Below are 7,577 nucleotides of genomic sequence, written 5' to 3' on the forward strand. Positions count from 1 at the left end.
GAGCCGATTGTCAGTGGCGCCCTCTACCGTCGGATCCATGGTGCTATCTCACGGGGGAGAACCCTGGCGCCCCACCGGCCCGGTGGCGCGCCTGACGGCGGAGCAGGTCCTGGACCTGGCGCCTGACGAAGGGACACGCGGGTCGGGCCGTGCGCTCGGTTCGGCGGACGCGTGGTCCGACACGGGTCAGGGCGGCCCGGGTGTGATGTGGGGGATGTACGAGGGCGGGGACGGGGCCCCCTGCCGTACGGTCGTCGACGCGAACGGCCCTTTCCACACGTGCAGTTGCCCTGCGGCGAAGCCTCCTTGCGCCCATGTCCTGGGGTTGTTGCTCATCGTCTCCCGCACACCGGCACCGGCGCGGGCGGAGGAGCCGCCTCCCTGGGCGGAGCGATGGCTGGCGGACCCGTACGGGCGGGTGACCGCAGGCCCGCCCCTCGCTCCGGCGGGGGCCGGGGCGTCCGGAGGAGGGGCCGCCGCGCGCCGTGCCGGACGCAGGGCGGAGCGCATCACGGGCGGGGCGCAGGAGCTGGAACAGCGGCTCATCGACCTGCTGCGCGGCGGGCTCGCGGCGACCGGCCGGCCGGAGTACGGGCTCTGGGAGGAGACCGCGGCCCGGATGGTCGACGCGCAGGCCCCGGGCCTCGCCGGCCGGGTGAAGGAGTTGGGATCGGTCCCTGCCTCGGGTCCCGGCTGGCCCGCACGGCTGCTCGAGGAGTGCGCACTCCTGCACCTGCTGGACTCGGCCTGGCTCGGGCGTGACCGGCTGCCCGGCCCGCTCGCGGCCACCGTCCGTACGAGGGTGGGGCTGACGGCCTCCGCCGAAGGACCGGTGGTCCGCGACCGCTGGCTGGTCCTCGCGCGGTACGACTCCCCCGACGGCAGGATCGTCACCCGCCGCACCTGGCTGCGCGGCACGGACACGGGACGTACCGCGCTGCTGCTGTCCTACGGGGCGCCGGGGCGCGCCCCGGCGCACGCGCTGCCGGTGGGAGCGGTGATCGACGCCGAGGTCGCACGGTACCCGGGCGGCGGCAGGCTGCGGGCCGAGCTGGGGGAACGGTTCGGCGAGCCCGCCGTCGCGACGGCACCTCCGCCGGGGGGTACGGCCGCCGAGGCCGTCGCCGCCTACGGCGACGCACTGCGGGACGACCCCTGGCTCGACGCCTGGCCCGTCGTCCTGCGCGACGTCATACCCGCGCCGTCCGGGGACGGCTGGCAGCTGGTCGGCGCGGAGGACGGTTCCGCCCTGCCGGTGGCACCCGCCGCACTGTCGCGACCGGGCCTGTGGACGCTCGTGGCGCTCTCCGGCGGCGGCCCCCTGACGGTGTTCGGCGAGTGCGGGCACCGGGGTTTCGACCCTCTCGTCGCCTGGTGCCCCGAGACGGCCGGCGGTGGAGGTCCGGGCGCGGAGGCCGTGGCCCTCACCTGACGCGCCTCGGCCGCCCGCGCCACCGCTCTCCCCGGCCCCGCGTCCCCTTCGGTCCACCGCCCTGCCTGGAGCGCGGCCTCGTCCCCTCCGTCCACCGCTGTCGGCCGCGTTCTCCGGCTCGTTCGCCCACCCGTTCTGCCGCTCCGTTTCCCCGGACCACCGGAAGGGACCCGATGCCCACCATCTCCACGACGACGGACGTACCCCTGGGCGCCTCGTGGGACGACCTCGTCACCTCGGCGCTGCTCGGCACCGACCGGCGTCCACTCCGGACGGAGGACGGCGCGGCGGTCGGACCCTCGGCACTGCTCGATGCCGCGGCGGTACACACCGTGCGGCGCAGGGCGGCCCTGCGGCCGGCCACCGGGGCTGTCCCGCCCGCCCCCGCGCCCGCCGACCCCCGCCCGCCGCTGCCCGCGGCCGCGCGCCGGCGGCTCGCGCAGCTGCTCGCCGACCGCTCGGCTCCGCCCAGCGGCGGCCGGCGGGGAGCGGCTCCGGATCTCACCGAGCTGATCCCCCAGTGGCTCGCCTCCGCCGGCGCGCACGGTTACCGGGCGCCGGCCGAGCTGTTGCCGGCCCTGCTCGACGCGGCGAGGGCGCGTACGGATCTGCGTCCGCACGTCCTCGCGTTCGCCGGCCCGCGAGGGCGGTGGCTGGCCGGGCTGAATCCGGACTGGAGGTTCGCGCTGCGTACGTCGTCCCGGGGTGCGCAGCGGCCCGGCACCAAGGATCCGGAGGCGGTACGCCGTCTCTGGGAGGAGGGTCTCTTCGCCGAGCGGGTCGCGCTGCTCGACGCCGTACGGGAGCAGGACCCCGGCAGGGCGCGGTCCCTGCTCGCCGGCACGTGGTCCTCGGAGCGGGCCGAGGACCGGCTGATGTTCCTCGACTCCCTGCGGTCAGGCCTCTCGGGAGCCGACGAGCCCTTCCTGGAGGAGGCGCTGGCGGACCGTAGCCGCAACGTCCGCGCCACAGCGGCGGAGTTGTTGTCGGCACTCCCCGATTCCGCGCTCGCCCGGCGGATGGCGGACCGTGCCACGTCCTGCGTGAACCCCGACCGCGCGGGGGGCTTCACGACCATCGCCGTGGAGGCACCTCATGAGTGCGACGCCGCGATGCAGAGGGACGGGGTGGTACCGGCGCCGCCCTCGGGGCGCGGCGAACGCTCCTGGTGGCTGGGCCAGTTGGTGGAAGGCACTCCGCTGGGTGTGTGGCGGGAGAGGTTCGACGGCCGGACGCCGCAGGAACTGGTGGCACTGCCGGTCGCCGACGGCTGGTCCGTCGAACTGCACGCCGCCTGGTGCCGGGCCGCCGTGCGTCAGAGGGATCCCGACTGGGCGCGGGCGCTGCTCGGCACCCCCTCGACGCCCCCGGCGAACGGGCCCGGGACCGTCTCGCTGGCGGAGCGCTCCAAACTCCTCGCCACCCTCCCCGGTACCGAACGGGCCCTCTGGGTCGCCGGCTTCATAGCCGCGCACGGCCTGTCCGACGCCTTCCAACTGCTCGGGGTCTGCTCGGTTCCCTGGGACGGACCGCTCGGACGGTCGGTGGTCGACGCGTTGGACATCGCCCGGGACGCGGGCAGCTATCCCTGGAGCTTCAGCGGGGTCATGGGCCTCGCCGAGCGCTGCCTGAACCCGGCCGAGGCGGACCGGCTCGCGGTCCTCACCACCACGCCGGACGAACCGGAAGGCGCTTCACCGGGCGCGGGCGGCTACTGGTCGGAGGCGTTCCTACGCCTGGTCTCGACCTTGCGCCTACGCGCCGCGATGGACGCGGAACTGGCCCCCGGCAGCGCGGGGTAACCGCGAACTGGGCAAGGAAGAGACGGCGGTTCAGGCGGTTCAGGCGGTTCAGTTGGTTCGGGCGGTTCAGGCAGTTCAGCTGGTTCCGGCGGTTCGGAGACGGGCGGCAGGAGGGAGAGGCGTGACGGCGGGAGGACGTGCGGGGGGCCGTTCCCGTGCGGGTGCCCTCGCGGGACGGCGGCCCGCCCCGGCTACGGACGCCGCTGCTGCCCCGGCCGGCCAGGGGCGCGGACCTGGCTGCGGCCACGGGCACGGCCCTGACCACGCGTACGGGTGCGCTCGCGGGACGGCGGCCCTCAGGCCTCAACGCCTCAGGCCCGCCGCCCGTTCCCAGCGGCTCAGGCCCGGCGCCCGGGACCCCGGGCCCCGGACCCCGCCGTCCCGCACCAGCGGCTCAGACCCGGAGGCACGGCCCCGGCGTCTCAGGCCTCGGCGGGCTGGCGGACGTGGGCGTTCACCCAGTCGACGATGGAGGCCGTCGTCGCACCCGGGGTGAAGATCTCCGCGACGCCCTTCTCCTTCAGCGGAGCGATGTCCGCCTCGGGGATGATGCCTCCGCCGAACACCTTGATGTCCTCCGCCTCGCGCTCCTTCAGCAGCTCGATGACCTTGGCGAAGAGCGTGTTGTGCGCACCGGAGAGGATCGAGAGGCCGATGGCGTCGGCGTCCTCCTGGATCGCCGTGTCCACGATCTGCTCGGGAGTCTGGTGGAGCCCTGTGTAGATGACCTCCATACCCGCGTCCCGCAGTGCCCGCGCGATCACCTTGGCCCCGCGGTCATGGCCGTCGAGGCCCGGCTTGGCGACCACCACACGGATCGGACCGGTCACACCCATCAATGCCTCCACATGCGTTTCCCGTGCCCGGAGGGCCGGTGATGTGAACGAACGTTATCCACAGCATCCCGCACGCCGTCGTTTCGCGGTGGACCGGGAGGGGGAAATCACACAGTGGGACATGTTCGCCGGCGTCGTTCCCTGCCTGGCGGCCCACCGGCCGCGCGGGGAGCGCCGCCAGGGAGCCGCAGCGAGGTCGCCGTACCACCGCGCCGTCAGCCGCACGGCACGGTGGTACGGCCCCCGGTGGTGTCAGGGCCGCCGGGGTCGCCTCGGCAGCGACCCCCGTGAGGGCGTACGGGGAAGGGGCCGCCTCCCCGGATGCCGGTGCAGGAGGTCGGCCATGAGGGTCCTGCCGTTCCTACCCCTACTGCCCCACAGGCCGTGCGCGAGGCCCGCCTGGCTGTCCTCGACGCTGATCAGAGCCACCGCGCTCGAGCTGGCGATCCTCGCCGGGCACGTGCTCATCTACCCGTCCGGGCTCACCCCGGAGCGCAGGACGCCCGCGCCCCGCCCTGGCACCGACGCCGAAACGGGCGCGCCCACCCACGGGACGCTCCAGGGGAGCCGGGGACCCCGGGGCGCCACGGGCGCGCCCACCCACGCCACCACCGGATCAGGCGCGGGCGAGCGCACCGGCCGGGGCGCGCGCACGGGTAGCGACCCAGGTCCGGACGCGCCTGCCTCCCCGGGTCCGACCCCGCCCCCACCCTCAGCCCCGGGCGCGGCATCGACGGCAACCGCCGGATCCGGCACCGGCACGAGTACCAATGCCAGCACGGGCACCAGCACCGGCACCGGCACGGGCACCGCCGCACCGGTGGGATCCCGGCGCGGTTCCGGCCGCGTCCCCCGTTCGGCGGACACCAACGCGTTCCCCGACGCCTCCGGCGACCGCCCGCCCGTCGTCCTCCTGCACGGCTTCATCGACAACCGTTCCGTGTTCGTCCTGCTCCGCCGCTCCCTGGCGCGGCACGGCTGGCGCCACCTGGAGTCCCTCAACTACTCGCCGCTGACCTGCGACATCCGCACGGCGGCCGAGCTGCTCGGCCGCCACGTGGAGGAGATCTGCGTCCGCACCGGGCACCGTGAGATCGACATCGTCGGCCACAGCCTCGGCGGCCTCATCGCGCGTTACTACGTGCAGCGGCTCGGCGGGGACCGGCGGGTCCGCACGCTCGTCACCCTGGGCACCCCGCACAGCGGCACGGCGGCCGTCCCGCCGGCCGGAGCGCATCCGATCGTCCGCCAGATGCGCGGCGGCTCCGACCTGATCGAGGAGCTGCGCCGGCCCGCTCCGGGCTGCCGCACCAGGTTCGTCAGCTTCTGGAGCGAGCTGGACCGGATGATGCTGCCCGTCGAGACGGCCTGCGTGGACCATCCCGACCTCGACGCCGTCAATGTGCGCGTCACCGGCATCGGCCACCTCGCCCTGCCCGTGCATCCTGCGGTCACCTCCGCGATCCGCCGGGCCCTGGAGTCCGACGGTACGGCCGCCGGGGCGCCAGGAGCCGCCTCCGTCGCGTGAGTTCACGCCACTGAAGCGCCTCAAACCCCTTTCGAATAGAACGAATTTCGAACATAGGGCCAAGGCTGGCCGCCCGCTCCACCGAAAGGAGGCCGATTGCCCGTTTCCTGAGGAGCCGGAGGCCGCCGAAGATTGTCGTCCTCAGGTACCGCCGGGTACAGTCGCGGCCACTGCTCACCCCGGGATCCCCCCACCGGTCCCCGGAACAGGTCCTGCTGCCGAGGCGAGAGAGAAGTTGGTGAACGACCAGCACCCCCACGCCGGGTATGCCGGATACGACAGCCGGTCCACCGGCGGTTTCGACACCGACCCGCTCTTCGGATCCCTTCCCGTTCAGCACGAGAGCAATCACGAGACGACGTACGGCGGCGGTTACGCCCCGGCGTACGACACCGGGTACGGCAGCGGTTACGACACCGGCTCCTGGGACACCGGAGCGCACCAACAGGCCTCGTACGACGCCTATGCCACCCAGCCCCACCCGCAGGCGCCCCAGGGGTACGACACCACCGCCGCGTGGACGCCCGAGGCGGGCATCCCGGCCCAGGGCCCGGACGCGACCGGCCAGTGGGACACCTCCGGCTGGGACCACACCGGCCAGGCGGGCCAGTGGTCGGCGGGTGACACCGGGGCCTTCCCCACCACCACGTTCGACACCACGGCCTACGCGACGGGCACGTTCAGCGCCCCCGCCTTCGAGACGGCCGGGTACGAGAGCTACGCGGCGGCCGAGACCGGCACCTACGACGCGACCGCCTGGAACACCGGCGCCACGCCCGAGAACGCCGCGTACGCGCCCGAACAGATGTCGTATGCCGCGCACGAACACCAGTCGGTGGCCTACGAGTCGTACGAAACGTCCGAGTTCGCCCCGCACGGCGGTGTCGGCTCCCCCGACCTGCACGACATCCACACACTCCACGACTCCGCCGGTTCCCACGCTCCCTCGGGAGCGGACGCGGACGAGGCGGCACGGGCGGACACGTACGCGGAGACCGACACCTACGGGGACGGACCCGCGCGGACGGACGCGTACGACTCCTACGACGAGGTCCCGGAGGCCGAGGCCACCACGACGATGCCGGATCTCGTCGACGTGACCCCGGAACCCGCGTTCGTGGCGGACTCCGCGCGCCCCGTGGGCCGTTCGGCCGCCCCGCGCGGTGGCGGCCGGGGCCGGCGCCGTACGCCCGCGAAGCGTTCCGCGCTCCTCACCGTCGCCGTCCCCTCCGCGTGCGTGATGAGTGTCGCGGGCATCGCCGCCGCCTCGGTGGGCGGCGTCGGCGGGGGCGAGGAGACGAAGGACGACACCACGTCCCTGGCGGCCGCCGAGACGGTCAGGACGGCCGTGGCGAACAACAAGCTCGACACCCAGCTCGCCAACCTCAGCGCGGACGCCGAGAACTTCGCCGACCGCGCCAGCCGTACCCAGGAGCGCATCGACCTGAAGGAACGCCAGGTCGCCGAGAAGAAGAAGCGCGAGGAGGAGGCCGCGCGCCGCGAGGCCGCGCGCCCGAAGTTCGTCCTGCCCGTGAAGCAGCACGGCCTCAGCGCCACGTACGGCCAGGCCGGGGTGAACTGGATGTCCGTGCACACGGGCATCGACTTCCCCGTCTCGTACGGCACGCCCGTGATGGCGGCGACGGACGGCACCGTCCGCACCCAGTGGAACAGCGCCTACGGGAACATGGCCATCGTCACCGCGGCCGACGGCACGGAGACCTGGTACTGCCACCTCAGCACCACGAAGATCCGCTCCGGCTCGGTCAAGGCCGGCGACGTCATCGCCTACTCGGGGAACTCCGGCAACTCCACCGGTCCGCACCTGCACTTCGAGGTGCGCCCCGGCGGCGGCGCGGCGATCGACCCGATGCCCTGGCTCCGCAGCCACGGCGTCAACCCGTACTGAGGCCGACGGTCACCGAGGGCGGTGGGCGCGGGGGCCGGAGCCCCCGCCCCCCCCCCACCCGCGCCACACC

5 protein-coding genes are annotated in these 7,577 nt (G+C 74.3%); 4 read left to right on the forward strand and 1 reads right to left on the reverse strand.

What is annotated here, in order from left to right:
• Nucleotides 1–37 precede the first annotated feature (37 nt).
• Together ACFVS9_RS19545 and ACFVS9_RS19550 are read left to right on the forward strand one after the other, a co-directional pair.
• On the forward strand, nt 38–1,432 hold the full coding sequence (locus ACFVS9_RS19545) for an SWIM zinc finger family protein (protein WP_389933917.1): 1,395 nt from the start codon (nt 38–40) through the stop codon (nt 1,430–1,432).
• Nucleotides 1,433–1,605: 173 nt separating this feature from the next.
• Nucleotides 1,606–3,234, forward strand: a complete 1,629-nt coding sequence (locus tag ACFVS9_RS19550) for a DUF5691 domain-containing protein (RefSeq protein ID WP_383118600.1) — start codon at nt 1,606–1,608, stop codon at nt 3,232–3,234.
• A 422-nt stretch (nt 3,235–3,656) separates the two neighbouring features.
• Here ACFVS9_RS19550 and ACFVS9_RS19555 read toward each other — a convergent pair whose 3' ends face one another.
• On the reverse strand, nt 3,657–4,070 hold the full coding sequence (locus ACFVS9_RS19555) for a cobalamin B12-binding domain-containing protein (protein ID WP_383118599.1): 414 nt from the start codon (nt 4,068–4,070) through the stop codon (nt 3,657–3,659).
• A gap of 403 nt (nt 4,071–4,473) precedes the next feature.
• Here ACFVS9_RS19555 and ACFVS9_RS19560 point away from each other — a divergent pair, with 403 nt between their 5' ends.
• Both ACFVS9_RS19560 and ACFVS9_RS19565 read left to right on the forward strand, forming a co-directional pair.
• Nucleotides 4,474–5,598, forward strand: coding sequence for an esterase/lipase family protein (locus ACFVS9_RS19560; protein ID WP_389934093.1), 1,125 nt, complete (start codon nt 4,474–4,476; stop codon nt 5,596–5,598).
• Between the two features lie 238 nt (nt 5,599–5,836).
• Complete coding sequence (locus ACFVS9_RS19565; RefSeq protein WP_389933922.1) at nt 5,837–7,507, forward strand: M23 family metallopeptidase; 1,671 nt, start codon at nt 5,837–5,839, stop codon at nt 7,505–7,507.
• The last annotated feature ends 70 nt before the right edge of the window (nt 7,508–7,577 follow it).

Origin of the sequence: Streptomyces sp. NPDC058008 (assembly GCF_042886395.1) — a bacterium.
In the GTDB taxonomy this organism is placed as follows: Bacteria; Actinomycetota; Actinomycetes; order Streptomycetales; family Streptomycetaceae; genus Streptomyces.